This is a genomic window from Streptomyces sp. AA4, assembly GCF_000158875.1.
In the GTDB taxonomy this organism is placed as follows: domain Bacteria; phylum Actinomycetota; class Actinomycetes; order Mycobacteriales; family Pseudonocardiaceae; genus Amycolatopsis.
This window is the reverse complement of the sequence record NZ_GG657746.1, coordinates 6,743,908-6,767,913: the sequence shown is the minus strand read 5'-3', so window position 1 is coordinate 6,767,913 and position 24,006 is coordinate 6,743,908. Positions and strand designations below refer to the sequence as shown.

Sequence of the window (24,006 nt, the reverse complement as noted above, 5' to 3'; positions counted from 1 at the left end):
GTCCCGGCTGCGCCCGGTTACCGTGGCTGCGTGCCCAGACGCAATCGACCCGGCCGCGGCCGTTCCGGTCCCGTCGAGCGACCGGACGCCGGCGCGGTCAGCGGCTGGGCTCGCAGCGAATCCGCCCCCGACGGCGACTGGCTCGTGCGCACCGTGCCCGGTTCGCAGGCCGCCAAGACCTACCGCTGTCCCGGCTGTGACCACGAAATCCGGCCCGGGGTCCCGCACCTGGTCGTCTGGCCCGCCGACGAGACCGGCGGGGTCGCCGACCGCAGGCACTGGCACCGGCCGTGCTGGGAGGCCCGCGCCCGGCGGCGTCCGCAGCGGCGCCGGTGACGTGAGGTTCTTTACCGCGAAAGGGTTTCCTTCTTCCGGGCGCGGTGCCGCCGGACCGCGTCGCGGTTGACGCAGGCGTGGGTGCAGTAGCGCTGCGTCCCGCTGCGGGTGAAGTCGACGAACGCGCGGCGGCATTCCCTCGCGGCGCAGCGGCCGAGGCGGTGCAGGCTGGTCGAGGTCAGGTACTGCGCCGCCGCCACCGAGGTGACCGCGCGCAGCACCGCGGGCAGGCGCATCCCGTCGTCCTGGTAGTGCAGATGCCAGCTGTACCCGTCGTGCTCGGTGATCCTCGGGTAGGCGGCGGCCTCGGCCAGCAGCGCGTTCAGCAGCCGGACCCGGTCCGCCTCGTCGGTGGCGTCGACGACCTCGATCCAGCGGTCCAGGAAGGCGCACACCTCGGGAAAGTCCTCGTCGGAGACCGGCGGGACCGGGCCCATCTCCGTTTCGTCCCAGCGTTCGACCAGGTCAGCGAGGTCGGCGGGACGGTCGTTGGCGAGGCCGGTCACAAACTTGAGAAAACTCCGGTAGTAAGAGTTATGCGGCATAAGCCTATTACAGCACGCTCTTAGCCATGCCTCATTCGACGAGCGGGGCCGAACCCGCGGTCGCCGCGCCGTCCTGGATTCCGCTGATCGCCGCGTGCGTCGGCACGTTTCTGCTGCTGGTCTACACCAGCGTCGTCACCGTCGCGCTGCCCGCGATCGGGGTCGAACTCGGCGCGGGATACGGCCAGCTGCAATGGATCGTCGACGTCTTCACGGTAGCCCTCGCCGGGCTGCTGCTGGGCTTCGGCTCGCTGAGCGACCTGCTCGGCCGCAAGCGGGTCTACCTCGCCGGACTGGTCCTGTTCTCCCTCGCGACGCTCGTCTGCGGCCTGGCCGCGACGCCCGGCGAATTGATCGCTGCGCGGGTCGTGCAAGGCGTCGCGGGCGCGGCGATGTTCGCGACGATCCTGCCGCTGGTCGGGTTGACCTACGAGGGCCGCGACCGGGCCCGAGCGTTCGCGGTGTGGGGGACGGTCGCCGGAGTGGCCAGCGCGGTGGGCACCTTCTCCGGCGGCATAATCGCGCAATTGCTCGGCTGGCGGTGGATTTTCTTTGTCTCCCTGCCCATTTGCGCGGTCGCGATCGTCATGGCGGCGACGTCGTTGAAGGAAGGACCGCGAGCGCGCGGCCGCAGTGTCGACTACCCGGGCATCGGCACGTTCTCGCTCGCCGCGACCGGACTCGCCTATTCCGTCATCACCGGCGGCGACCGCGGATGGTCTTCTGCCGGTGCGGTGACCGGATACCTGGTCACGGTGGCGGCCATCGCGGCGTTCGTGGTGGTGGAACGCCGCAGCAGCGCACCCATGGTGCCGACCAGTTTGTTCGGCACGCGCCGGTTTCTCGGAGTGCTGCTCGTCGCGTTCAGCTATTACTTCGCCGGATTCGGTGCGCTGCCGGTGATTTCGCTCTGGCTGCAGAACGCGACCGGCCTCAGTTCGGCGGCGACCTCGGCGGTTTTGGCGCTGCAGGTGGTGGTGTTCGTCGTGGTGTCGGCGCTGATCAGCGGACGGCTGCACGCCCGGTCGCCGGACCGGGTGCTGGGCGGCGCGACGGCCTTGCTCGGCCTCGGCTGCCTGACCGCGGTCGCGGTGCTGCTCAGCCCGACCTGGGTGGCGTTGCTGCCGGCGCTGGTCCTGACCGGAATCGGCGCGGGCATCGTGTCCCCGGTCCTCCCGGCAGTCGCCATCGCGTCGGTCCCCGCGGAATACGGCGGCACGGCCGGGGCGGCCGCGAACAGTTCGCGGCAACTCGGGCTGGCACTCGGAATCGCGGTGTCCGGAGCGGTGTACGCGACCCGAGGAGAGGGGAGCGAAGGGGCGACGCACGGGGTGTTGCTGGTGTTGCTGCTGTGCGGCGTGATCGCGGTAGCGAGCGGTCTCATGGGCGGCTGGCTGTTGCGGGACAACGCGAATCGCCTCGACTGAGGGCGACTCGCGGCTTTAGCGCAGACTTGATTCGCGCGTCTGTCCACAGTGGTCACTGGAGGGAACGAGGCCGCGTTTTGGCAACGCAGTCGCCTGCTTGGGCCGCTGTGGAATGCCGGTACGAGTGCGGCAACTATTTCCAGCACGGCAAACCGTGCTGCACCTCGGCACGTGCCGGGAGACCTCCTGCGGCCTGGTCGGCAGCGCACTCGCCCGCCCCCGCGTGCTCGACCTCTGGCTGGCCCGGGTGTTCGTGCGTGGCCAGCCCAGACGGCGAACCCAGGCGTGTGGCCTGGTCGGCATCGCACTCGCCCGCCCCCCGCGTGGTTGGCCTCCGGCTGGCCCGGGTGTTTGCGCGCGGCCAGTCCAGACGGCGAACCCAGGCGTGTGGCCAGGTCGGCTGCGCACTCGCCCGCCCCCGCGTGGTTGTCCTTCGGTTGGCCCACGTCTTCGCGCGCGGCCAGCCAGACGACGAACCCCGGCGTGCAGCCTGGTGGCAGCGCACTCGCCCGCCCCGGCGTGCTTGACCTCCGGCTGGCCCAGGTGTTCCCGCGCAGCCAGTCCAGACGGCGAACCCAGGCGTCCGACCAGGTCAAACCCAGCCACTGCGCGGATGCGCGGTTCCCGCGTTCACACCCGCTCAGGCCGGGCAATCGGATCCGGCTGGCCCTCGTCCCACCGGAAGCCGTTGCGCGTACTCGCAAGCGACCAACCCGCCTGCTCGCCCCTCCTCAGCCCGTCTCCCCAGCCCAGCCACCTCTCCACTCCGGCCAGTCACCGCTTCCCAAACCCAGCCATCACCGCCGGAAATGCCGCGAAACCGCCCCCTCGTACTCCTCCTCCACGTACTCCCTGAACCCCAGCTTCTCCACCACCCGCAGCGACGGCGTGTTCGTCACCGACACGCTGATCAACACCGGAACCGCCGACATCTCCCGTTCCGCCCACTCCACCGCCGCCCGCGCCGCTTCCGCCGCGTAGCCCTTGCCCCACGCAGACGGGCGGAAGCGGTACGCCAGGTTCAGCACCTTCTCGCCCCGGAACTCCCGGTTGCGCACTCCGGTCATGCCGATCACGTCCGACCCGTCCGTGGCCGCGGGCCTGCCCCGCTCCCGGACCGCCAGGTAGCCGTAGCCGAACGTCGCCCAGTGCTCGAGCCAGCTGTCGAACATCACGAGCGTGGTCGCGGTGTCCGGGGGATGCGGGTTGTACCGGTTCGTCTCCGGGTCGCGGTGGATGTCCACCACCGCCTGCCGATCGGTCTCCACGAAGCGCCGCAGCCCCAGCCTTTCCGTCACGATCTCTGTCACGCCCCCGACCATAACGACGGGGTCCGACAAAAAACGCGCCCAAAAGGCAGCGACAATCTCAGCCATGACCGAACTGCCGTTGGTGCTCCTGCACGCCTTCCCGCTCGACGCCCGCATGTGGGACCCGGTCCGCGCGCCGCTCGCGGAGCGGTTCCGGGTCATCACGCCGGACCAGCGCGGTCTCGGCCGGAGTCCGCTGCCGGAGAGCGAAGCCGAGCCGGATCTGGCCGACGCCGCGCGGGACGTCGTCGCGCTGCTCGACAAGCTCGAACTCGATCAGGTGATCCTCGGCGGCTGCTCGATGGGCGGCTACCTCGCGATGGCCGTCCTGCGGCAGGCGCCCGAGCGCGTCGGCGGTCTGCTCCTCATCGACACCAAGGCCACCGCGGACACCCCCGAAGCCGCGCAGGCCCGGCTCGACGTCGCGAGCCGCGCCGAGGCCGAGGGCGTCAAGGGTTGGCTGGCTGAGGCGAACCTGCCGAAGCTGCTGGCCGACAGCGCGTCCACGGATGTCCAAACGCGCGTGCGCGAATTGATCGACGCGCAGCCGCCGTCCGGGGTCGCGTGGGCCGCGCGGGCGATCCGCAACCGGCCCGATTCCGTTGACCTGCTGCGCGAAGTCGACGTCCCGGCGCTCGTCATCGTGGGGGAGCGCGACGCGCTCACCCCGCTCGACGCCGCCAACACCATGGTCGAGGCGCTGCCGGACGCGACCCTCGCGGTCCTCCCGGACGTCGGGCACCTGACGCCGCTGGAAGACCCGGCCGGCGTGGTCGAGGCGATCCTCGGCTGGGTCAGCTGAAGTACTCGACCGCCGCGGCGCGCGCTTCGACTAGCCGATGCGGGAACCGTTGTGCGATCAGGAACCGCCACGCCACCGCGAAGAGCGCGCGAAGCTGCGTACACGTCGAGAGGACGGCTTCGTCTGCTTCGCCCGGGTACGCGGCGAGGAACTCCGGACCGCCCTGTTGCGCGAGGATTGCCAGGTCCCATTCGAGGGGCCCGCGCCAGGTGTCCTCGAAGTCGAGCCAGCACGGGCCGTCGGCGGTCTCGATGAGGTTGCCGGGGTGTGCGTCGCCGTGCAGGGCCTGGAGCGGGCCAGACGGCAGCAGCGCGGCCAGCCGTTCGGTTTCCGCGCGGATCCGCTCCGCGAAGCCGTCCAGCAGCGAGCCGCTGCGGGCGACGGTGTCCAGGAGCTCGCCGACCGGGCCGCGGGACGGCAGTTCGCCCGGGTAGTCGCGCAGCGCGGCGTGGACCCGGGCGAGCGACCGGGCGGTCTCGTCCGGCCCGTGCCGATGGTCCGGATCGTGCGGGGTCCAGTGCCAGAGCGTGACCGGCAATCCCGCCGAGAAATGCGGTCCGGCCGGGGGATCCGAGGCCGGTGAGACGACGCGCACACCACGTTCGGTGAGGTAGGCCGAAAGGGCGACGTCCCGCTCGAGCCACGCGGTCGCGTCCGGCCGCAGCAGCCGGGTCGTGGCGGGGACCCTCGCGACTACCGGACCCATCCTCACCAGCACGTTCGAGCGTTCGTGCAGTACCTCGGCGGCATCGGCCGGGAGCCCGAACCGGCGGCCGACGGCCAGCGCGGAGGAGACCGCCGCGGCGCGGTACGGGTCGGTCATGCGGTGATCTAACCAGCCGGTGCGCGCGACTGTCGGTACCGAGGGCTACGATCCCCTTGACCGCCCGGATCAGGCCCGCCTGAGCCCGAGCGCCCCGAAGTTGACCACCACCAGGCTGCAGTGTTGGAGGCAGGAGTGACGGCCGTAGCCCCCAAGCCGATCGCAACGCGCCCGTATCCCGCGCGCGAGACGGCAAAGGGTTCGTACCTGCTGCGGTTGTTCCGCACGACGGACCACAAGCAGATCGGGATCATGTATCTGGTCTCGTCGTTCGCCTTCTTCATGATCGGCGGCGCGATGGCCATGCTCATCCGGACGGAGCTCGCCCAGCCCGGGCAGCAGTTCCTGTCCCAGGAGCAGTACAACCAGCTGTTCACCATGCACGGCACGGTGATGCTGCTGTTGTACGCGACGCCGAGCCTGTTCGGGTTCGCGAACTTCATCCTGCCGCTGCAGATCGGCTCGCCCGACGTGGCGTTCCCGCGGCTGAACGCGTTCTCCTACTGGCTGTTCCTGTTCGGCAGCCTGATCGTGCTGTCCGGCTTCCTGACGCCCGGCGGCGCCGCCGACTTCGGCTGGTTCGCCTACACGCCGCTGTCGGACGCCATCCACTCGCCCGGCGTCGGAGCCGACCTGTGGATCGCCGGTCTGGCGGTGTCCGGTCTCGGCACCATCCTCGGCGCGGTCAACATGATCACCACGGTGGTCTGCCTGCGCGCGCCGGGCATGACGATGTACCGGATGCCGATCTTCACCTGGAACATCCTGATCACGAGCATCCTGATCCTGCTCGCGTTCCCGATCCTGACCGCGGCCCTGTTCGGCCTGATGGCGGACCGGCACCTCGGCGCCCACGTGTTCGACCCGGCCAACGGCGGGGTGATCCTGTGGCAGCACCTGTTCTGGTTCTTCGGCCATCCCGAGGTCTACATCGTCGCGCTGCCGTTCTTCGGGATCGTGTCGGAGATCTTCCCGGTCTTCAGCCGCAAGCCGGTGTTCGGCTACAAGGGCCTGGTCTTCGCGACGCTGTCGATCGCGGCGCTGTCGGTGGCGGTGTGGGCGCACCACATGTACGCGACCGGCGCGGTCCTGCTGCCGTTCTTCTCCTTCATGACGTTCCTCATCGCGGTCCCGACCGGCGTGAAGTTCTTCAACTGGATCGGCACGATGTGGAAGGGCCAGCTGTCCTTCGAGACGCCGATGATCTTCTCGATGGGCTTCATCGTCACGTTCCTCTTCGGCGGTCTGACCGGCATCATGCTGGCCGCTCCGGCGATCGACTTCCACGTGTCGGACAGCTACTTCGTGGTGGCGCACTTCCACTACGTCCTCTACGGCACGATCGTGTTCGCGACCTTCGCCGGGATCTACTTCTGGTTCCCGAAGATCACCGGCCGGATGATGGACGAGAAGCTAGGGAAGTGGCACTTCTGGACCACGTTCATCGGCTTCCACACCACGTTCCTGGTGCAGCACTGGCTGGGCGCGGAAGGCATGCCGCGGCGATACGCGGACTACCTGGCCAGCGACGGGTTCACCACGCTGAACACGATCTCCACGATCGGTGCGTACATCCTCGGGGCGTCCACGCTGCCGTTCATCTGGAACGTGTTCAAGAGCTACCGCTACGGCGAGATCGTCACGGTCGACGACCCGTGGGGCTACGGCAACTCGCTCGAGTGGGCCACGTCCTGCCCGCCGCCGCGGCACAACTTCACCGAACTGCCCCGGATCCGCTCCGAGCGGCCCGCGTTCGAGCTGCACTACCCGCACATGGTGGAACGCCTCCACACCGAAGGCGAGATCGGCTTCTTCGGCAAGGCCAAGCACGTCGGGGCCCCGTCGCAGAAGCTCGTGGACGCCACCATGCCGGGCGACCACAGCAAGGACAACGCGAGCGAGCAGTAACCGGCGCTCTTCAGTTCCAGACGGCGCGTGCCCGGTCGAGGATTCTCTCGGCCGGGCACGCGCCGTTTTCGTGCCTGGAACTACGGGGATGGTTGCCGGGGCCCGGGCGCGGGGCGGCGGCGCTGGTGGGAGCTGGTGAGTGTTTATGCCGGTTAGAACCGGCATAGACACTCACCAGGCTCGGCCAGGCTCGGCCAGGCAACGATGCTCGCCTGGGTGCCTGGGTGCCTGGGTGCCTGGGTGCCTGGGTGCCTGGGTGCCTGGGTGGGTGCCTGGTGCTCGGCTGAGATTTGCCCTGCCCGCTGCGCTTCTGTCCAGGGTCAGCCCTCGCCCCGTCACCTCGGCCGCGCCCGGCCGCGCCCGGTCCGTCCTGTCCGGCGGCTCCCCCTCATCGCCCGTTAGTGGCACCAGCGGTGTGAAGCGTGGCACGGGGGCGTTCTGCCCGCCGCCGCCGGAGGCCAGACTGGGCGTGCCGACTCGCCGTGGCCTAAAGCGTCGGTGCCGAGACGAACGAGGGATACCGAACCAGTGAGCCAGACTCCCGTCCTCATCACCACGACCGGCCCGGACAAGCCCGGGGTCTCGTCCGTGCTGTTCGCCGTGCTCACCCGGCACGACGTGGACGTGCTCGACATCGAGCAGGTGGTCATCCGAGGGCAGCTCGTGCTCGGCGTGCTCGCCGGCGTCTACCGCGACCCGGAGGGGCTCCAGGAGTCCGTCGAACAGGCGATGGCGACGGTCGGCATGGAGGTCGAGGTTCGCATCGGCGACGCGATCGGCGCGGATCCGTTCGCGCTCGGCCGCCGCGATTCGTCGCACGTGCTCGTCCTGCTGGGGCGTCCGGTGACCGCGCGGGCGTTCTCCGAGATCGCGCGGCGGCTGGCGGGCGTCGGGGCGAACATCGACTCGATCCGCAGCGTCGCCGACTACCCGGTGACCGGGCTCGAACTGTACGTCTCGGTCCGCGAAGACACCGAAGAAACAGACGCCGAACTCCGGTCCATGCTGGCCGATGCGGCGTCCGAGGCCAACATCGACGTCGCCGTCGAGCGCGCGGGCATCACGCGCCGGGCGAAGCGGCTCGTGGTCTTCGACGTCGACTCCACGCTCGTGCAGGGCGAGGTCATCGAGATGCTCGGCGCGTACGCCGGGGTCGAGGAGCAGGTCCGCGAGATCACCGAGGCCGCGATGCGCGGCGAGCTGAACTTCGCCGAGTCGCTGGAGCAACGCGTTTCGCTGCTCGCTGGGCTGCCCGCCAGCGTGATGGACGAGGTCGCGGCGAAGCTCGAGCTGACCCCGGGGGCCCGCACGACCGTCCGCACGCTCAAGCGCATGGGTTTCCGCTGCGGCGTCGTGTCCGGCGGATTCACCCAGGTCATCGACCATCTCGTCGACGACCTCGGCCTCGATTTCGCGGCGGCCAACGAGCTGGAGGTCGTCGACGGCAAGCTCACCGGCCGCGTCGTCGGCGACATCGTGGACCGCGCGGGGAAGGCGACCGCGCTGCGCCGGTTCGCCGGCGAGTACGGGATCCCGCTGGGCGCATGCGTCGCGGTCGGCGACGGGGCCAACGACATCGACATGCTCGCCGCAGCCGGCATGGGCGTCGCGTTCAACGCCAAGCCCGCGCTGCGGGAGGTCGCCGACACCGCGCTCTCGCACCCGTACCTCGACGCGGTCCTGTTCGTCCTCGGCGTCACGCGCGCCGAGGTCGAGGCGGCGGACGCGGCCGACGGACTCGAATTGGCCCGCCCGTGAACCCTCTGCTCGAACCGCTGCGCAGCCGGTACGCCTCGTGGCTCGGCCTGCCCGCCGAGGACACCTCGGACACGTCCGACGAGAACCCGGACGAGGTCCGCGCGATGCCGATCATCCTGCGGATCGAACGCGCCGAACCGCCCGGCCGCACCGCGCTGCTCGAAGCGGCGGCCGCGGCGGCGCTGGCGGTGTGCCTGGACGAACGCGCCGAGCCCGGCGGCGAATGGGCCGAGCCGGTGCACGCGTGGCTCGACAACCGCATCCGGAAGGTCGCGCGCCGGGCCCGCAGCGCGCACTGGCAGGCGGTGCTCGACCTGCCGGGCATCACCGTCGAGGTCGACGGCGCGGAGGCGCGGGCGCTCGTGCCCGGGCTGGTCAAGGAGGCCCCGAAAGAGGTCTCGCGACTGCAGATCTCCGGCAGCGAACTGCCCGCCGACACTCCCGGCCCGGCCCCGGCGGACGTCCCGCTGCTGATGCTGAACCCGGACGTCCCGATGACCGTCGGCAAGGCGTCCGCGCAGGTCGGGCACGCCACGATGATCCTCGCGTCGCTGCTGCCGGACGACGAACTGGCGGCCTGGGCGGCGAAGGACTACCGGGTCGCGGTCCGCACGCCCAGCCCGGCCCGGTGGAAGGAACTGTGCCCGCTCGAGGACCCGGAGGCGGGCTGGCGGGACGACCGCGTCGTCGCCGTCCGGGACGCGGGATTCACCGAGGTCGACCCCGGCACGATCACCGTGCTGGCGCAGCAGCCCGGAACATCGGCGTGACCCGCGCGGTTGGGCCAATGCAGTGACCCGACGGGTGGAAAGGCGTCTCCGATGACCTTGGAAGTACAGCGCGAAGGCACGCACAGTTTCGTGGGCCGCAACGAGCGCGGCGCGGAAGTGCGCTTGGGTCGGGCCGGCGCGGAAGGCGCGTTCTCCCCAGCGGAACTCCTGCAGATCGCGGCCGCGGGCTGCTCCGCGGTGACAGCGGAACAGCTGATCACGCGCCGGGTGGGCGAGGATTCGAAGTTCCGGGTCTCGGTGACCGCCGACCGGCGCGAAGGAGCCTCGGAACTGGACGCGGTGCACGTCGCGTTCGACGTCGACGTGTCGTCGCTCGACGAGGCCCAGCGAGAAGCCCTGGCGGGCGCGGTGGACCGGGCGATCGAGCGGCTGTGCACGGTGAGCCGGACCCTGAAGAAGGCCATTCCGGTGACGGAGACCTTCCCGACCGCCTGAGCTTGGCGGCGGTTCCGGCGGTGGGACGGCGAGCCACCGACGCGGTTACCGAGGTGATGCGGCAGGTGCGTCGGGCAATGCGAGCGCCGTGGCGGCGGCTGCGGCCGGAGCTATCGAAGCCGCGGCGCGCCCACCCTTGCCCAGCAAGCGTTTCCTGCCGGAACCGCGATCAGCGAAAGACTCAGCAGTCCAGTCGCCGCCCCGGAGCGGCTTCACCGAGCCCGAATCAGCTCTGCCACACCACGTACGCCTGATCAGCGTCCGTCGTCATCGCCTCGATGAACTTCTCGTTGTCGAACCCCGGCAAGGTCTGCAGGCGTTCGATGAGCGCGTCCGCGGCCGGGTCGCCGCTCGGGACCGCGGTGCCTTTGCCGTCGTTGCCGACCAGCATGAAGAAGACGTCTTCGTTCCAGGGGCCGTCCGGGATGACTCTCACCATGACGGATTGCAGCTCCGACCACGTCACAGCTTCTTCGCTGCCATCGGCGAGCCGGCGCCGCACCCCGGTGTCGTCAACACTGACGGTCCGGGATTGTGCGCTGGACGAATCCTGGGTCAACGGTGCTCCCTGTCGTGTTCGTTCCGCTCACCGTACCCGCCTGTCCGGTGCGCTCGGTCAGGCGGGCGCGGCCGCGTCGAGTCGCTTCAGTGCGTCGCGGGCGACCTGCGGATCTGTCGTCGGCCAGAACGGCGGCAGCGACGCGCGCAGGAAACCGCCGTAGCGGGCGGTGGCCAAACGGGAATCCAGTACCGCCACTACGCCGCGGTCGGTGACCGACCGGTGCAGGCGGCCGGTGCCCTGGGCCAGCAGAAGCGCGGCGTGCGTGGCGGCGACGGTGAGGAATCCGTTGCCGCCTCGGGCTTCTACCGCGCGTTGGCGAGCTGACTGCACCGGATCGTCCGGGCGGGGGAACGGGATCCGGTCCACCACCACGAGCTGCAGCGACGGACCCGGCACGTCCACGCCCTGCCACAGCGTCAGCGTGCCGAACAGGCAGGTGCGCGCGTCTTCGGCGAACTGCCGCACGAGCAACGGCGTGGCGTCGTCGCCCTGGCAGAGGATCGGGTGGTCGAGCCGTTCCCGCATCGCCTCCGCGGCCTGTTTCGCCGCGCGCATCGAGGAGAACAGGCCCAGCGTACGGCCGCCCGCGGCTTCGACCAGTCCGGCCAGTTCGTCCATTGTGGACTCAGCGAGGCCGTCGCGGCCCGGCGGCGGCAGGTGTTTGGCCAGGTACAGGATGCCGTTGCGGCGGTGGTCGAACGGCGAGCCGACGTCCAGTCCGGTCCACTTCGGGCCGGTGTCCTCGTCCGACGGCGCTTCCTTGTCGGTGGCCGTGCCCGGCGACTTCACCACGCGCGCGCCGCCCGGTGGGAGACCCCATTGCCGGGCCATCGTGTCGAATTCGCCGCCGAGGGTCAGCGTCGCCGAGGTCAGCACGGTGGTGTGCTGGTTGAACACGCGCTCTCGCAACAATCCCGCGACGCCGAGCGGCGCGACCTTCAACGCGGGCGGCCGCGGGTTCGCCGAATACTTGTCGCCGGTCAGCCAGACGACGTCGCGCTGGTGCGCCAGATCCTCGTCGTACGCGTCGAGCAGCCGCACCGCGGTGTCGTGCACTTCTTCGAGCAGCGACCGCGCCAGCTTGCGCGCGGTGGCCTCGCCGACGTCTTCCTTGCGATCCGAGCCCAGCGCGGTGAGGCATTCCTTCGCCGCGTCGCGCACCGCCGGGATCGCGCCCTGCAACGGACGCGGCAGCGCGTCGAGCCTTCCGGCCGGGATGTCGTCGAGGATCAGCGCGAGCCCGTCCGACGACTCCAGCAGCCGGTCCGCGATGCCCGCGTCGATCAGCTTTCCGCAGCGGCGCGCGGCGGCGGACACCATGGCGCTGGTCAGTTCGCCGGTCGCGACCGACGTGACCCGGTCGACCAGGTCGTGCGCCTCGTCGATGATCACCAGGTCGTGGTCCGGCAGCACCTGGTAGCCCTGCAACGCGTCGATGGCCAGCAGCGCGTGGTTGGTGACCACGACATCGGCTTTGCCCGCCTCGGCTCGCGCGCGTTCGGCGAAGCAATCGGTGCCGACCGGGCACTTCGCGGCGCCGAGACATTCCCGCGCGGTGACGGAAACCTGCCGCCACGCCTGGTCGGACACGCCGGGCACCAGCTCGTCGCGGTCTCCGGTTTCGGTGTCCGACACCCACTCGTGCAGCCGCGTGACTTCCTTGCCGAGGCGGGACACCGCGAACGGGTCGAAGAGCTGCGCGTCCTCGGGTTCGTCGGCCGGGCCGGTGTCGAGGCGGTGCAGGCACAGATAGTTGCGGCGGCCCTTGAGGATCGCGAAGGTCGGTTCGCGCCCGAGCGGCTTCTTGAGCGCCTTCGCCAGGCGCGGGAGATCACGGTCGACCAGCTGGCGCTGCAGCGCGATGGTGGCCGTGGAGACGACGACGGTGGTGTCTTTCTCCACCGCGTGCCGGATCGCGGGCACGAGGTACGCCAGCGATTTGCCGGTGCCCGTTCCCGCTTGCACGGCGAGGTGCTCGCCGGTGCGGATGGCGTGGCCGACGGCATCGGCCATCTTCACCTGGCCGGGGCGTTCGGCGCCGCCGACGGACTCCACCGCGTGGGTGAGGAGTTCGAGGACGCCGGGGAAATCGGTTCGGGCGGGCACAGCGAGACACGATAGCCGCCAGGTCCGACAGGATCTTCGATCCGGCGCGAACGGACCCCTCGCGCCGGACCGAAGCTCCCGGGAATCCGGCTCAGTCTTCCTTGCGGAACCGCGAAACCGCGGTCCACGCGAGCGGCAGCACGCCGGCCGCGACCACGGTCTTCAGCACGTCGCCCACGAGAAACGGCGTGACGCCCTTGTCGAAAGCGGTGGCGAGATCGAATCCGGTGGCGGCCATCAGCCACGGCACGCCGAACGCGTAGATCACGACGTTGCCGAGCACCATGGTCCCCGCCGTGCGCAGCGGGGTGCGGTCGCCGCCGCGGCGGGCGAGCGCGCCCACGAGCGCACCGGCGAACACGAACCCGACGATGTACCCGGCCGAGGCGCCGGACAGCCCGGAGGTGCCGCCCTGGAACCACGGCACGCCGGCCGCGCCGACGAGCAAGTACAGCAGCAGCGAGGCGGCGCCGCGGCGCATGCCGAGCGTCGCGCCGACGAGCAGCGCGGCGAACGTCTGGCCGGTCATCGGGACCGGCGTGCCCGGAATCGGGATGATCAGCTGCGCGGCCGCGCCGGTGAGCACGGCGCCGCCGGCGACGAGCGCCAGGTCGCGCACCAGGGTGCCGGGCACGAGGTCGGCCAGCACCTGACGGCGGGCCGGGAGAGACAGTGACGACACGGGACCTCCAACCACGGAAAACGGACGTCCGGGCAGGTTATCGTCGAGCGAGGCGGCGGAACGAGACAAGTTGCGTTCCTCACCACCCCTGTCTTCCGCCACACGTCCGGGTGAGCTGCGACCGTCGACGTTTGGGACCCCTGCCGCGCTGCCGATGTCGAAGCACGGGCGAAGGGAGACAGGTCGAATGCGCGGACGGATCCTGCTGGTCACCGGGGTTTTCCTGGCGACGGCTCCGGGGGTGGCGCACGCCGGTCCGCCGACGTCCACCGGCTGGGGTTCCGCGGGCAGCCTCGACGTGCTGGTGGACTCCGAACACGTCGTCACCGGCGAGCTGGCGCGCTGCGACGCCGACGGTCCGGCTTCGGCGCGCACCACCGGCGGCGCGGCGGGCGACGTCGCGGTGTTCGGCTTCGGCGGCACGACCTGCGAACGGAAGGGCCAGCTCGCGACGGTGCAGACCGGCGGGCAGCGGTTCGAATCCGACCTGCTCACCCGGTACGGCGGACCGGAGCTGAAGGTCCGCACGTACTCGGTCGGCTGCGCCACCACGACCGATTCGGGCAGCACCGGCTCGATGTCGATCGGCGAGGTCTCCGGCTTCACCGTGCCGTCCTCGATCCCGGCGAACTACCGGATCACGATCCCCGGCGGCGCGGCGGGCACGGCACTGGCCACGATCACGCTGAACGAGACCGTGACGCCGCAGCCCGCCGACGGCAGCCTGGTCACGCACGCGGTGCACGTGAAGCTGTTCCCGCAGGGCGGTCCGGCCAGCGGGGACATCTACCTCGGCACCGCGGCGTGCAACCCGTACGGCAAGGGCGGCGCACCAGCCTTGTGAGCGGCCATGCCGGTTCTAACCGGCGTAAACACTCACGAGGCAGGCGGCAGCGCGGGCGTGCCGGTGTAGCGCACCCCCGCCTCGTCGAAGTCCTTCAGCGTCGCGTCCACCGTCGGCTGTGAACCGCCGACAGTCAGGTCCAGCAGGACCTGCACGTTGAACCCGGCCCGAGCGGCATCGAGAGCGGTGGCACGCACACAGAAGTCCGTCGCGATGCCGACGACGTCGACGTCGGTCACCTCGTGCGCGCGAAGCCATTCCTCGAGCGTCTTGCCGTCGCCGGACTTGCCCTCGAAACCGGAGTACGCGGCGGTGTACTCGCCCTTCGAGAAGACCGCCTCGACCGGCACCACGTCCAGCGCGTCGTGGAACGACGCGCCCGCGGTGCCCGCGACGCAGTGCGGCGGCCAGCTGGTGTTGAAGTCGGGCGTGTCGCTGAAGTGGTCGCCCGGGTCGATGTGGTGGTCGCGGGTGGCGACGACGTGCGAATACCCGCCCTCGGCCATCCGCTGCGAGATGGCCGCCGCGGCCGCCGCCCCGCCCGGCAGGCCGAGCGAGCCTCCCTCGCAGAAGTCGTTCTGCACATCCACCACGATCAGCGCGGTTGTCATGGTCGGCTCCCTACAGAAAAGTCGTCGGTATCGCGGGCTCGCCGTGCGAGAGCTTGAGGCCCTCCCACGGCAGGCTCACCTGCGCGCGCCGCAGGCGGGCGCGCGCGTCGTCCAGTGTGGGCAGATCATCCACCGGCGCGCCTCCGCGCACCAGGGGGATCTGCAGGTCGACATCGTTTTCGCCGGGTTCCGGACGGCCGCTCGCGGCGGTCCAGACCACTTCCTCGACCGCGGTTCCGGTGCTGCGGTGCCTGCGCAGCGCGTGCTTGCGCCCGCCGCGGGATTCCTTGTGCGCACTGCGTTTCGCGACCGGGCGGCCGTCGACCTCGACCAGCTTGTACACCATCCCGGCGGTCGGCGCGCCGGATCCGGTGACCACCGAGGTGCCGACGCCGTACGCGTCCACCGGCTCCGCGCGCAGCGCCGCGATCGCGTGCTCGTCGAGGTCGCCGGACACCACGATCCGGGTGTCTTTCGCGCCGAGCGCGTCGAGCTGGTCGCGGGCCTTGCGGGCGAGCGGGCCGACGTCGCCGGAGTCGATCCGGATCGCGCCCAGCTCCGGCCCGGCGACGCGCACGGCCGCCTCGATGCCCGCGGTGATGTCGTAGGTGTCCACCAGGAGAGTGGTGTCCGCGCCCATTTTGCTGACCTGCGCGCGGAACGCGGCTTCCTCGCTGTCGTGCAGCAGCATGAACGCGTGCGCGACGGTGCCGCGGGTGGGAATTCCGTAGCGGCGGCCCGCTTCGAGGTTCGACGTGGTGGCGAATCCGGCCAGGTAGGCGGCGCGCGCGGCGGCGACCGCGGCGTACTCGTGCGTGCGCCGCCCGCCCATCTCGATGATCGGCCTGCCGTGCGCCGCGCCGGACATCCGCGCCGCCGCGGACGCGATCGCGCTGTCGTGGTTGAGGATCGACAGCACCAGCGTCTCCAGCACCACGGCCTCGGCGAAAGTGCCGGTCACGGTGAGGATCGGCGAACCGGGGAAGTACAGGTCGCCTTCGCGGTAGCCGTCGATGTCGCCGCGGAACTCGTAGTCCGCCAGCCACGCCAGCGTTTCCGGGTCGACGACCGCGGTCTGCTCCAGCATGGCCAGTTCGGCGTCGGTGAACCGGAAGTCGGCGATCGCGTCGAGCACGCGCGCGGTGCCCGCGACGACGCCGTAGCGGCGGCCGTCGGGAAGCCTTCGCGCGAAGACCTCGAACACGCACGGCCGGTCGGCCGTCCCGTCCGCGAGCGCGCTCGCCAGCATGGTCAGCTCGTAGTGGTCGGTGAGCAGCGCCGTGCTGGCGCTGGTGACCGGCTCGGGGGAACCCATGGGAGCAGCCTATTCACTCACATGGACGGACCTGGCGCGGCGTACCGGGACGGCTCCGTGACACCATGGTGTGCATGTCCACGCCTGTCGCATCCGAACAGACGCAGGTCGATCCACTCGGGGCCGAACTGGCCGAATCCGACCAGCCCTGGCGGACGATCGTCTGGAACGATCCGGTCAACCTGATGTCGTACGTGACGTACGTCTTCCAGAAGCTGTTCGGCTACAGCCGGGACCACGCCACGAAGCTGATGCTCGACGTGCACAACAAGGGCAGGGCGATCGTGTCGTCCGGTTCGAAGGAGAAGGTGGAGACCGACGTGGCGAAGCTGCACGCGGCGGGCCTGTGGGCGACCATGGAACAGCCCTCGTGAAGGCCTGGCGGCGCAAGGGGGACGCCATCCTCGCCGGGTTCGAGCAGCAGGAGGCCGCGGTGCTGCGCGGGCTCGTCGGGCAGCTCGAGGACATGCTCACCGCGCGGGCCGAGGAGGCCCCGCAGGACGAACTTGCCGAGCTGACCGGGATCCGCACCGGGCCCGCCGAATCGCCGGACGACCCGGTGCTGTCGCGGCTGCTGCCGGACTTCCACCGGCTCGACCCGGACAACCCGAGCCGCGAGGACCTCGATTCGGCGGCGGCGATGCGGTCGCTGCACGAGCCGGAGCTGCTGGAGAAGAAGGTCGGCGTCGCGAAGATCGTGCTCGACACGCTCCCGCGCGACGGCGGTTCGGTGAAGCTGACCTTCGAACAGGCCGACGCCTGGCTCGGCGCGCTGAACGACGTCCGGCTCGCGCTGGGCACGGCGCTCGACGTCACCGAGGACATGCCCGACGAACTGCCGGAAGACGACCCCCGCGCGCCCCATCTCGGCGTCTACCATTGGCTCACATGGGTGCAGGAGACGCTGATCCAGGCGCTGACCGGCTGACCGGCGGGAAAATCACCGACGTCCCCGGCGTGCTCGTAGGCCATCACCAGCGGCTCGGCGACGGCTGGGCTTCCGGAACCACTGTCGTGCTCGTTCCGGACGGCGCGACCGGCGCGGTCGATCAGCGCGGCGGCGCGCCCGGCACGCGCGAAACCAACCTGCTGGAGCCGGAAAACCTGGTGCAGCAGGTGAACGCGGTCTGCCTGTCCGGCGGAAGCGCGTACGGGCTGGCGGCGGCGGACGGTGTGATGCGGTGGCTGTCCGAGCGGAATTACGGGTTTCCCGTTGGCGCACAGCCGTATGAGGTGGTGCCGATCGTGCCCGCGGCGGTGCTGTTCGACCTGCCGCGCAGTGCGTGGGGCAATCGGCCGGACGCCGATTTCGGTTACGCCGCTTGCGAAGCGGCCGGGGAAGCCGTCGCGATGGGCACCGTCGGCGCGGGCTCGGGCGCGGTCGTCGGTTCGCTGAAGGGCGGCATCGGGACGGCGAGCGAGGTAGTCGGCGACGTGACCGTCGGCGCGATCGCCGCGGTGAACGCGGCGGGCCAGGCAGTGGATTTCGCGACAGGTCGGGCTTTTGCCGCGGATCACGAAGTGAACGGCGAGTTCGGCGTCCACTGGCCGGACCGGCCGGGCGAGGTGCCGAGCCAGCGGACCGATCTGAACACCACGATCGGAGTGGTGGCTTGCGACGCGGCGTTGACGAAGGCGGAGGCACGCCGGTTGACGGTCGCCGCGCAGGACGGGCTGGCGCGCGCGGTGCGCCCGGCGCACTCGATGTTCGACGGCGACACTGTGTTCGCGCTGGCAACGGGTGCGCAGCAGCTGCCGGGGGAGCCCGGGTCGTTCGCGGTGGCGGCGCGAGCGGGCGCGTTGGACGCGTTGTGCGCGGCGGCGGCGCGGGTGTTCGCGCGGGCGATGGTGCACGGACTGCTGTCCGCGACCCCCGCGGCTGGCGTCCCGGCTTACCGGGACGTGTGGCCGGAGGCGCTGCCGGTCAGAACGGGTCCTTAGGGAGGGAGTCCTCGCTCCGCTCGAGGTCGGCGGCGCGCACGACGGCCACGTACTCCTCGTCGATCTCCAGCACCAGATCGCCGAACGACACGGTCGGCCCGAGCGACGGATGCGTCTCCACCGGGCCCAGCTCGGTGGAGCGCGGCAGCTGCGCCCACACCGAAACCGGCTTCCACCGGCGGAAAGTGCTGCAGGCGAGCACGGTCACGTGCCGATCGGTGACCACGACGACGAAGTTCCGGTGCGCGGCCATCATCGACACCATCAGCGATGTGGCGGGGAACACGTACTGGACGACGTCCCCCTCCGCCAGCAGGCCACGGCAGCGTTCGCGGATCTTCGAGGACACCGGCATCCCGTTATTGTGCCCTGACCTGCGGATGAGCGGTAGCTCTCACAGTGTGGACTCGTTCGGTCCACGAACTAAGATGTCCGTGTGCTCCGGATCCGCCGTGAACTCGTCGACGAGATCGTCGCCCACGCCCGCCGTGACCACCCCGACGAAGCGTGCGGGGTGGTGGCCGGTCCTGCCGGTTCGGACCGCCCCGAGCGGTTCATCCCGATGCTGAACGCGGCCCGCTCGCCGACGTTCTACGAGTTCGACTCGGGCGACCTGCTCAAGCTGTACCGCGAGATGGACGCGAACGACGAGGTCCCGGTGGTCATCTACCACTCGCACACCGCGACCGAGGCCTATCCGTCGCGCACCGACGCGAACATCGCCGCCGAACCCGACGCGCACTACGTGCTCGTCTCGACAAGAGAGCCCGATTCGCACGAGTTCCGCTCGTACCGGATCGTGGACGCCGAGATCACCGAGGAGCCGGTCGAGATCATCGACTGAACTTTCCGCGGAATAAAGCGCGGCGTCCGATGCGTCAGCGTGTAGGAACCCACCCGGAGGTAGAAACCATGGCCGTGACCGTGTCCATCCCGACCATCCTGCGCACCCACACCGGCGGCGAGAAGTCCGTCGAGGCGTCGGGCAAGACTGTCCTCGAGATCATCGACGACGTCGAGTCGCGGCACGCCGGGCTGAAGGCTCGCCTGGTCAAGGAGGAGAAGCTGCACCGCTTCATCAACGTCTACGTCAACGACGAGGACGTGCGTTTCTCCGGCGGGCTCGACGCCGAGGTCAAGGACGGCGACACCCTCACCATCCTGCCCGCCGTCGCGGGCGGCGCGCGCTGAGCCGATGGCTCGCTACGAGTCCCTCCTCGACGCTCTCGGCGGCACCCCGCTGGTAGGCCTGCCCCGGCTGTCGCCGACCGACGAGGTGCGGCTGTGGGCGAAGCTCGAGGACCGCAATCCGACCGGCTCGATCAAGGACCGGCCCGCGCTGGCCATGATCGAGGCGGCGGAGCGGGACGGCATCCTGCGCCGCGGGTCCACGATCCTCGAACCGACCTCGGGCAACACCGGGATTTCGCTGGCCATGGCCGCGAAGCTCAAGGGCTACGGCCTGGTGTGCGTGATGCCGGAGAACACCTCGGCCGAACGCAAGCAGCTGTTGCAGGCGTACGGCGCGCGGATCGTGTTCTCGCCGGCCGCGGGCGGTTCGAACGAGGCCGTGCGGCGCGCCAAGGAGCTGGCGAAGCAGAACCCGGACTGGGTGATGCTGTACCAGTACGGCAATCCGGCCAACGCGGACGCGCACTATCGCGGGACCGGGCCGGAGCTGCTGAAGGACCTGCCGACGCTGACGCATTTCGTCGGCGGTCTCGGGACGACCGGGACGCTGGTGGGCGTGGGCCGGTACCTGCACGAGCACAAGCCGGACGTCCAGGTCATCGCGGCGGAGCCCCGCTACGGCGAGCTGGTGTACGGCCTGCGGAACCTCGACGAGGGTTTCGTGCCGGAGCTGTACGACGAAAGTGTGCTCAACGGACGCTATTCGGTGGGGGCGTACGACGCTCTCCGGCGGACGCGGGAACTGCTGGAGCACGAGGGCATTTTCGCCGGGATCTCCACCGGCGCGGTGCTGCACGCCGCGCTCGGGGTCGCGGAGAAGGCCGCGGCTCGCGGCGAGAAGGCGGACGTGGCCTTCGTGGTCGCGGACGCCGGCTGGAAGTACCTGTCGACCGGCGCGTACTCCGGGTCGCTGGACGAAGCGGCAGAACGGCTTGACGGTCAGCTCTGGGCCTGACCGTACGTGAGGGGAACCCTGAGGGACTCTGAGTCCCTCAGGGTTCCCCTCACGGCAGTAGTCCCACGACGAGCGCGCGTACGCCTCGTTCGTAACTGTCTTGTGCGGTAAGGGTTTCCCAGCGCGGCCCGATCTGGGCGAGCGCGGGGAATTCCGTCGCGTCCAGCTCCGCGAAGACTCGCTGCCGGTAGGTATCGCCGCCCTGATCGCGTCGGCGCGCCGCCGCCGCGCGTGAGCTGATTTCGCCGAGCGTGTAGTGCCACACCGCTCGGTACACCTCCACCGCCGCTTCGGGCGGCAGCCCGGCTTTTCCCGCCGCGGCAACGATTTTCTCCGGGTACCACAGTCCTCCGACGGACAGCAGGTCGTCGGAGCGCAGTACCTCGACGATCCACGGGCAGTTCGCCAGCCCGTCCCGCATCGCCTTCGCGACCGCCACGATCCGTTCGGCGGGTGCCTCGGGGAGGTTCTCCGGCCGAGGCATTTCGCGGTGCGCGTAGTCGTCCAGCAGCAGCAGAAGCAGACCCTCTTTGTCGCGCACGTGGTGGTACAGCGCCATCGCCGTGCTGCCGACCTCGCGGGCCAGGCGGCGCATGGTCAACGCGTCGACGCCTTCGGAGCCGATGACCCGGTGGGCGGCGGCCACGATGTCGGCCTTGGAGATCTTCGGCGGTCGGCCGGTGCGCGCTGGCATGTCGCCATGCTACTTTTTATACATGTACAAAAACTACTGGGGGACGGTCGCCGCGCTGGCGTTCGCGGTGGCGGTCGGGACCTTGCAGATGACCGTGGTGGTGCCGTTGCTGCCGCAGCTGCAGCTCAAGCTCGGGGTGCCGCTCAGTTCGGTGTCGTGGGCGCTGACCGCGGGGCTGCTGGCCGGCGCGGTCGCGATTCCGCTGGTCTCGCAGCTCGGCGACCTCTACGGCAGGCGCACGATGTCGCTGGTCGTGCTCGCGTTGCTCGTCGGGGGATCGGTGCTGGCGGCGGTGGCGGGCTCGCTGCCGTTGCTGATCGTCGGCCGGATCCTGCAGGGGACGGCCGCGCCGTTGCTGCCGCTCGCGATCGGCCAGGTCCGGACCGTGCTGCCGCCGCGGTCGCTGCCGACCGCGATCGGCGTGTTGAGCGCGACGATCGGCGCGGGCAGCGGCGGCGGGATGATTCTCGCCGGGCTCGCCGGGGGTGAGCACCGGCTGGTGTTCTGGGTGCTGGCGGCGCTCGGCGTGGTGGCGTTCGCCCTGGTCGCCGCGGTGCGGGAGGACCGGACGGCCGCGGTCCGGACCGGTTCGCCGGATCTGCTGGGCGCGGTGCTGGTGTCGGGATGGCTGATCTGCCTGCTCCTGGCGATCAGCAAGGGTGCCGAATGGGGCTGGGCGACCGTCGGGCTGCTGGTCGCGGCCGTCGTGCTGGCGGCGGTGTGGGTGGCGACGGCGCGGCGCACGAAGACGCCGTTGATCGAGATTCCCATGCTGCTGCACCGGAAAACGGTCGGCGCGACGGTGGCGTCGTTCCTGCTCGGCTTCGCGTTGTTCTCCACGATCATGACGCTTTCCGCCTACGCGCAGGGCGTGCTCGGGGCGTCGGTGTTGCAGGTGGGGCTTTATCTCCTGCCGACGACGATCCTGATGCTGGTGGTTTCCGTGCTGGCCGGTGCGTTGATGCGCCGGTTCAGCGCGCCCGCGCTGGTCGCCGGCGGTTCGGTGGTGGTGCTGGCGGCCGCGTTGTGGCTGACGTCGCTGCCGGGCGACGGGCTCGGTCTCTACGCGGTCGCGGCGGTGCTGGGGCTGGGGATCGGGCTCGGGTACGCCGCGCTGGGGACGATGGCGGTCGAGCACGTCGAGCCCGCGAAGACGGCCGCCGCCGGCGGGATCAACGCGCTGGTCCGGGTGGTGGGCAGCAGCCTCGCCGGAGCGGTCGGCGCGGTGGTGCTGTCGGCGGGCGGGCCGGGATGGAGCTTCGCGGTGGCGGCCGTGGCCGCGCTGCTTTCCGCCGTGTTCGCCGCCGCCTACGGCAACTTGCTCCGCAAGCCCGCACTGGTCTGACTGCCGGTCCGTGAAGGACTCCTTGAGGGAATCAGATTCCCGGAAGGAGCCCTTCACGGACCGCTCACCCGGAGCGCAAGTTCAGGGATTTCTCCCGAGGCCGTGCGCCCGGCCCCGACGTAGCCTGAGGTCGTGAGCACACTGCCTCCCCTCCCGCCGACGTCGCCGCCGCCCGCTGCCGGCGGCAAGCCGGTCGACGCCGCGAAGCGCATCCTGCCGCCCAATCCCAAGGCCGCGGCGTTCGTCTCGCTGGGCTTCGTGGCGGTGCTCTACCTGGTGGAACTGCTCGACGTGCTCCTGCCGGGCGACTTCACCCACGGCGGGATCCTGTCGCGGGAGGCGTCCAGCCTCGACGGCATCCTCTGGGCGCCGCTTCTGCACGCGGGCTGGTCGCACCTGTTCTCCAACACGGTGCCGGTGCTGGTTTTCTCGTTCCTCGCGATGGCGGCGGGCATCGTCCGGTTCGCCGTCGTCACCGCGATCATCTGGCTGGTGTCCGGGCTCGGCGTGTGGCTGGTCGGACCGTCGAACGCCTACACCGTCGGCGCGTCCGGGCTGGCCTTCGGCTGGCTCGCGTACCTGCTGGTGCGCGGCCTGTTCCACCGGTCGCTCGCGCAGATCGCGGTCGCGCTCGTGCTGCTCGGCATCTGGAGCGGGATGCTGTGGGGCCTGCTGCCCGGCAACCCCGGCATCTCCTGGCAGGGCCACCTCTTCGGCGCGCTGGCCGGCATCCTCGCCGCGTGGCTGACCTCACGCGGCGAACGCGTCAAATCCCCGAAGATCGAGCCGACGGCCCCGGGTAACCTCGGGTTGTGAGTTCTCCAGACGCGCCCATCGGTGTTTTCGATTCCGGCGTCGGCGGGCTCACCGTCGCCCGCTCGATTCTCGAACTGCTGCCTGCGGAACAGCTGCGCTACGTCGGCGACACGGCGCGCAACCCGTACGGCCCGCTGCCCATCGCCACCGCTCGCGAGTACGCGCTGGCCGCTCTCGACGACATGGTCGAGAGCGGGGTGAAGGCGTTGGTGATCGCGTGCAACACCGCGTCCGCAGCTTGCCTTCGCGACGCGCGCGAGCGTTACGACGTACCAGTCATCGAAGTGGTCCTTCCGGCCGCGCGGCGGGCCGCAGTCGCGACGCACACCGGGCGCGTCGGTCTGATCGGCACCGAGGGCACTGTGCGTTCGAGGGCGTACGACGACGCCTTCGCCGCCGCGCCCGACGTACGCCTCACTAGCGTCGCGTGCCCGCGCTTCGTGGACTTCGTGGAGCGCGGCATCACGACCGGCCGACAGATCCTCGGTCTGGCACAGGGTTATCTGCAACCGCTGCTCGAAGCCGAAGTCGACACGCTCATCCTCGGCTGCACGCACTATCCGCTGCTGTCCGGCGTGCTGCAGATCGTGATGGGGCAGGACGTCACGCTCGTCTCCAGCGCCGACGAAACCGCCAAGGACCTCTACCGCGTGCTGACCGAACTCGACCTGCTCGCCGAGCGCGACGAGCCGCCGAAGCACGAGTTCCTCGCCACCGGTTCGCCGGAACCGTTCGCCCGCTTGGCGCAGCGGTTCATGGGCTTCGCGCCGGGTGCGCTGGCTCCGGTCAGCGCGTGACGCTGCGGCAGC

At 70.5% G+C, this 24,006-nt stretch carries 27 protein-coding genes; 17 read left to right on the top strand and 10 right to left on the bottom strand.

Features of this window, described 5'->3' with window-relative positions; translation table 11 throughout:
• Positions 1 to 30: 30 nt before the first annotated feature.
• Positions 31 to 336, top strand: a complete 306-nt coding sequence (locus SSMG_RS30735; protein WP_009082523.1) for a hypothetical protein — start codon at positions 31 to 33, stop codon at positions 334 to 336.
• 11 nt (positions 337 to 347) lie between these two features.
• Here the strand turns inward: SSMG_RS30735 and SSMG_RS30730 are convergent, their stop codons facing one another.
• Positions 348 to 842 (bottom strand): CGNR zinc finger domain-containing protein, encoded by a 495-nt coding sequence (locus SSMG_RS30730; RefSeq protein ID WP_009082521.1) that lies wholly within the window; start codon positions 840 to 842, stop codon positions 348 to 350.
• Between the two features lie 65 nt (positions 843 to 907).
• Here SSMG_RS30730 and SSMG_RS30725 point away from each other — a divergent pair, with 65 nt between their 5' ends.
• Positions 908 to 2,308: an MFS transporter gene (locus SSMG_RS30725; RefSeq protein ID WP_009082519.1), complete on the top strand. Its 1,401-nt coding sequence runs from the start codon at positions 908 to 910 to the stop codon at positions 2,306 to 2,308.
• A 797-nt stretch (positions 2,309 to 3,105) separates the two neighbouring features.
• On the opposite strand, the gene SSMG_RS30720 is transcribed toward SSMG_RS30725, so the two are convergent.
• Positions 3,106 to 3,618, bottom strand: coding sequence for a GNAT family N-acetyltransferase (locus SSMG_RS30720; RefSeq protein ID WP_199786027.1), 513 nt, complete (start codon positions 3,616 to 3,618; stop codon positions 3,106 to 3,108).
• Positions 3,619 to 3,682: 64 nt separating this feature from the next.
• Between SSMG_RS30720 and SSMG_RS30715 the strand changes: the two genes are divergently transcribed.
• Positions 3,683 to 4,420 (top strand): alpha/beta fold hydrolase, encoded by a 738-nt coding sequence (locus SSMG_RS30715; RefSeq protein ID WP_009082516.1) that lies wholly within the window; start codon positions 3,683 to 3,685, stop codon positions 4,418 to 4,420.
• Here the strand turns inward: SSMG_RS30715 and SSMG_RS30710 are convergent.
• A complete protein-coding gene (locus tag SSMG_RS30710; protein WP_009082512.1) occupies positions 4,413 to 5,243 on the bottom strand; it encodes a phosphotransferase enzyme family protein in 831 nt (276 codons plus the stop codon). The genes SSMG_RS30715 and SSMG_RS30710 overlap by 8 nt on opposite strands.
• Before the next feature lie 159 nt (positions 5,244 to 5,402).
• Between SSMG_RS30710 and ctaD the strand changes: the two genes are divergently transcribed.
• The 4 genes from ctaD (at position 5,403) to SSMG_RS30690 (ending at position 10,135) form a co-directional block, all read left to right on the top strand.
• The gene (gene ctaD, locus SSMG_RS30705; protein WP_286157079.1) at positions 5,403 to 7,151 is read left to right on the top strand and encodes a cytochrome c oxidase subunit I; all 1,749 of its coding nucleotides are present in this window, start codon (positions 5,403 to 5,405) and stop codon (positions 7,149 to 7,151) included.
• Between the two features lie 528 nt (positions 7,152 to 7,679).
• On the top strand, positions 7,680 to 8,909 hold the full coding sequence (gene serB, locus SSMG_RS30700) for a phosphoserine phosphatase SerB (protein ID WP_009082509.1): 1,230 nt from the start codon (positions 7,680 to 7,682) through the stop codon (positions 8,907 to 8,909).
• Entirely contained in the window at positions 8,906 to 9,679 is a 774-nt protein-coding gene (locus tag SSMG_RS30695; protein WP_009082508.1) for a peptidyl-tRNA hydrolase, read from the top strand. Before serB ends, SSMG_RS30695 begins: the two co-directional genes overlap by 4 nt.
• 51 nt (positions 9,680 to 9,730) lie before the next feature.
• On the top strand, positions 9,731 to 10,135 hold the full coding sequence (locus tag SSMG_RS30690; RefSeq protein WP_037715375.1) for an OsmC family protein: 405 nt from the start codon (positions 9,731 to 9,733) through the stop codon (positions 10,133 to 10,135).
• A 226-nt stretch (positions 10,136 to 10,361) separates the two neighbouring features.
• Here the strand turns inward: SSMG_RS30690 and SSMG_RS46430 are convergent, their stop codons facing one another.
• From SSMG_RS46430 to SSMG_RS30675, 3 genes are all read right to left on the bottom strand, one after another.
• Positions 10,362 to 10,574, bottom strand: coding sequence for a hypothetical protein (locus SSMG_RS46430; RefSeq protein ID WP_199786026.1), 213 nt, complete (start codon positions 10,572 to 10,574; stop codon positions 10,362 to 10,364).
• Between the two features lie 177 nt (positions 10,575 to 10,751).
• A complete protein-coding gene (locus SSMG_RS30680; protein WP_037715373.1) occupies positions 10,752 to 12,803 on the bottom strand; it encodes an ATP-dependent DNA helicase in 2,052 nt (683 codons plus the stop codon).
• Between the two features lie 91 nt (positions 12,804 to 12,894).
• Positions 12,895 to 13,485, bottom strand: coding sequence for a biotin transporter BioY (locus SSMG_RS30675; RefSeq protein ID WP_037715371.1), 591 nt, complete (start codon positions 13,483 to 13,485; stop codon positions 12,895 to 12,897).
• A gap of 187 nt (positions 13,486 to 13,672) precedes the next feature.
• Between SSMG_RS30675 and SSMG_RS30670 the strand changes: the two genes are divergently transcribed.
• Entirely contained in the window at positions 13,673 to 14,329 is a 657-nt protein-coding gene (locus SSMG_RS30670; protein WP_050788322.1) for a choice-of-anchor P family protein, read from the top strand.
• A gap of 32 nt (positions 14,330 to 14,361) precedes the next feature.
• On the opposite strand, the gene SSMG_RS30665 is transcribed toward SSMG_RS30670, so the two are convergent.
• Complete coding sequence (locus SSMG_RS30665; RefSeq protein WP_009082502.1) at positions 14,362 to 14,940, bottom strand: isochorismatase family protein; 579 nt, start codon at positions 14,938 to 14,940, stop codon at positions 14,362 to 14,364.
• Between the two features lie 10 nt (positions 14,941 to 14,950).
• On the bottom strand, positions 14,951 to 16,255 hold the full coding sequence (locus SSMG_RS30660) for a nicotinate phosphoribosyltransferase (RefSeq protein ID WP_009082501.1): 1,305 nt from the start codon (positions 16,253 to 16,255) through the stop codon (positions 14,951 to 14,953).
• 65 nt (positions 16,256 to 16,320) lie between these two features.
• On the opposite strand from SSMG_RS30660, the gene clpS reads away from it, so the two are divergent.
• From clpS to SSMG_RS30645, 3 genes are read left to right on the top strand one after another with little or no spacing between them, the layout of a single operon-like run.
• Positions 16,321 to 16,629, top strand: a complete 309-nt coding sequence (gene clpS, locus SSMG_RS30655) for an ATP-dependent Clp protease adapter ClpS (protein WP_009082500.1) — start codon at positions 16,321 to 16,323, stop codon at positions 16,627 to 16,629.
• A complete protein-coding gene (locus tag SSMG_RS30650; RefSeq protein ID WP_037715369.1) occupies positions 16,626 to 17,183 on the top strand; it encodes a DUF2017 domain-containing protein in 558 nt (185 codons plus the stop codon). Before clpS ends, SSMG_RS30650 begins: the two co-directional genes overlap by 4 nt.
• Complete coding sequence (locus tag SSMG_RS30645) at positions 17,144 to 18,196, top strand: P1 family peptidase (protein ID WP_009082498.1); 1,053 nt, start codon at positions 17,144 to 17,146, stop codon at positions 18,194 to 18,196. Before SSMG_RS30650 ends, SSMG_RS30645 begins: the two co-directional genes overlap by 40 nt.
• On the opposite strand, the gene SSMG_RS30640 is transcribed toward SSMG_RS30645, so the two are convergent.
• Positions 18,180 to 18,551, bottom strand: a complete 372-nt coding sequence (locus SSMG_RS30640; RefSeq protein WP_009082497.1) for a hypothetical protein — start codon at positions 18,549 to 18,551, stop codon at positions 18,180 to 18,182. The genes SSMG_RS30645 and SSMG_RS30640 overlap by 17 nt on opposite strands.
• 81 nt (positions 18,552 to 18,632) lie before the next feature.
• Between SSMG_RS30640 and SSMG_RS30635 the strand changes: the two genes are divergently transcribed.
• The 3 genes from SSMG_RS30635 (at position 18,633) to SSMG_RS30625 (ending at position 20,342) form a co-directional block, all read left to right on the top strand.
• A complete protein-coding gene (locus tag SSMG_RS30635) occupies positions 18,633 to 19,040 on the top strand; it encodes a Mov34/MPN/PAD-1 family protein (protein WP_009082496.1) in 408 nt (135 codons plus the stop codon).
• A gap of 68 nt (positions 19,041 to 19,108) precedes the next feature.
• A complete protein-coding gene (locus SSMG_RS30630; protein ID WP_009082495.1) occupies positions 19,109 to 19,387 on the top strand; it encodes a MoaD/ThiS family protein in 279 nt (92 codons plus the stop codon).
• A gap of 4 nt (positions 19,388 to 19,391) precedes the next feature.
• Positions 19,392 to 20,342 carry a PLP-dependent cysteine synthase family protein gene (locus SSMG_RS30625; RefSeq protein WP_009082493.1) on the top strand — a complete coding sequence of 317 codons (951 nt, stop codon included), beginning with the start codon at positions 19,392 to 19,394 and terminating at the stop codon, positions 20,340 to 20,342.
• Between the two features lie 49 nt (positions 20,343 to 20,391).
• Here SSMG_RS30625 and SSMG_RS30620 read toward each other — a convergent pair whose 3' ends face one another.
• Complete coding sequence (locus tag SSMG_RS30620; protein WP_009082491.1) at positions 20,392 to 21,036, bottom strand: TetR/AcrR family transcriptional regulator; 645 nt, start codon at positions 21,034 to 21,036, stop codon at positions 20,392 to 20,394.
• Positions 21,037 to 21,058: 22 nt separating this feature from the next.
• Here SSMG_RS30620 and SSMG_RS30615 point away from each other — a divergent pair, with 22 nt between their 5' ends.
• From SSMG_RS30615 to murI, 3 genes are all read left to right on the top strand, one after another.
• Positions 21,059 to 22,381 carry an MFS transporter gene (locus SSMG_RS30615; protein WP_009082489.1) on the top strand — a complete coding sequence of 441 codons (1,323 nt, stop codon included), beginning with the start codon at positions 21,059 to 21,061 and terminating at the stop codon, positions 22,379 to 22,381.
• A gap of 132 nt (positions 22,382 to 22,513) precedes the next feature.
• Complete coding sequence (locus SSMG_RS30610) at positions 22,514 to 23,197, top strand: rhomboid family intramembrane serine protease (protein WP_009082487.1); 684 nt, start codon at positions 22,514 to 22,516, stop codon at positions 23,195 to 23,197.
• Positions 23,194 to 23,994: a glutamate racemase gene (murI, locus tag SSMG_RS30605; protein WP_009082485.1), complete on the top strand. Its 801-nt coding sequence runs from the start codon at positions 23,194 to 23,196 to the stop codon at positions 23,992 to 23,994. Before SSMG_RS30610 ends, murI begins: the two co-directional genes overlap by 4 nt.
• Positions 23,995 to 24,006 lie beyond the last annotated feature (12 nt).

Coding starts and splice junctions, on each gene's coding strand:
- SSMG_RS30670 (WP_050788322.1), top strand. CDS start 13,673: ATGCGCGGACGGATCCTGCTGGTCACCGGGGTTTTCCTGGCGACGGCT.
- SSMG_RS30715 (WP_009082516.1), top strand. CDS start 3,683: ATGACCGAACTGCCGTTGGTGCTCCTGCACGCCTTCCCGCTCGACGCC.
- SSMG_RS30625 (WP_009082493.1), top strand. CDS start 19,392: ATGGCTCGCTACGAGTCCCTCCTCGACGCTCTCGGCGGCACCCCGCTG.
- SSMG_RS30690 (WP_037715375.1), top strand. CDS start 9,731: ATGACCTTGGAAGTACAGCGCGAAGGCACGCACAGTTTCGTGGGCCGC.
- SSMG_RS30710 (WP_009082512.1), bottom strand. CDS start 5,243: ATGACCGACCCGTACCGCGCCGCGGCGGTCTCCTCCGCGCTGGCCGTC.
- SSMG_RS30725 (WP_009082519.1), top strand. CDS start 908: ATGCCTCATTCGACGAGCGGGGCCGAACCCGCGGTCGCCGCGCCGTCC.
- SSMG_RS30665 (WP_009082502.1), bottom strand. CDS start 14,940: ATGACAACCGCGCTGATCGTGGTGGATGTGCAGAACGACTTCTGCGAG.
- clpS (WP_009082500.1), top strand. CDS start 16,321: ATGGTGTGCATGTCCACGCCTGTCGCATCCGAACAGACGCAGGTCGAT.
- SSMG_RS30645 (WP_009082498.1), top strand. CDS start 17,144: ATGGGTGCAGGAGACGCTGATCCAGGCGCTGACCGGCTGACCGGCGGG.
- SSMG_RS30615 (WP_009082489.1), top strand. CDS start 21,059: ATGTACAAAAACTACTGGGGGACGGTCGCCGCGCTGGCGTTCGCGGTG.
- SSMG_RS30640 (WP_009082497.1), bottom strand. CDS start 18,551: ATGCCGGTGTCCTCGAAGATCCGCGAACGCTGCCGTGGCCTGCTGGCG.
- SSMG_RS46430 (WP_199786026.1), bottom strand. CDS start 10,574: ATGGTGAGAGTCATCCCGGACGGCCCCTGGAACGAAGACGTCTTCTTC.
- SSMG_RS30630 (WP_009082495.1), top strand. CDS start 19,109: ATGGCCGTGACCGTGTCCATCCCGACCATCCTGCGCACCCACACCGGC.
- SSMG_RS30660 (WP_009082501.1), bottom strand. CDS start 16,255: ATGGGTTCCCCCGAGCCGGTCACCAGCGCCAGCACGGCGCTGCTCACC.
- SSMG_RS30620 (WP_009082491.1), bottom strand. CDS start 21,036: ATGCCAGCGCGCACCGGCCGACCGCCGAAGATCTCCAAGGCCGACATC.